The 734-nt window shown below is 35.3% G+C and carries 1 protein-coding gene; it reads right to left on the bottom strand.

What is annotated here, in order from left to right; genetic code table 11:
- A partial coding sequence (locus B3J44_RS04990; protein WP_286966281.1) for a hypothetical protein occupies positions 1 to 734 on the bottom strand: 734 nt, incomplete at both ends.

A 734-nucleotide genomic window follows, 5' to 3' on the forward strand; every position in this document is an offset into this window, starting at 1 on the left:
CCTGGTGTGTTTGGCTTAACATTTACCGTACCGTCTTCATTCCATTCAAAATACGGACTGTCTGTTAAAGGTTTCACTACAACATCTGCAGGATTTATTGGTTTTCCGTTTATTAAATCATTGTCTAAGACATTTATAAATTCTAATGAACCATTAATTCCATCAACGCTAACATCATTATCGTCATTTAAAGTAATTTGATTTGCTGTTGGAGGACCTGAGTCAATATTATTCTCAACAGTAATCTTAATCACCGCTTGACTGCAATTTGATGCATTCGCAGCTTCACAAATCTGATATGTTAATTCGTAAACTCCATCTGGTGTATTTGTCGCAATATTGATTGAACCATCAGCATTCAATGAAATATTTGGATGGACAACCGGAACTGATAAAATAACAGCTGAAGGATCAAATTTTACTCCATTTAATAAGTCATTTTCAAAAATATTAATCGTAGCATTTGCTCCTTTTTTAGCATCTACAGGTCCTGCCACATCATTATTTGCTTTTATAGCAAATGTTGGACGTGCATTACAATCTGGTTTTACAGGCGGATATGCAACAGAAACTGTAACAGTTGGATTTAATGAAAACTCGATTTTAACTCCATTTCTAGTAGCTTCAAATCCGTCGGCACCTTCTGTCCATATACCATTATTTAAAATCCATCCTGGCCAATCAATTCCATTTCCGTTATTGTCAATTTCTGCTCCTGGCCATAGAAGATTTCC

It is taken from the genome of Flavobacterium sp. UBA4854, from assembly GCF_002399805.1.
GTDB classification, from domain to species: domain Bacteria; phylum Bacteroidota; class Bacteroidia; order Flavobacteriales; family Flavobacteriaceae; genus Flavobacterium; species Flavobacterium ginsengisoli.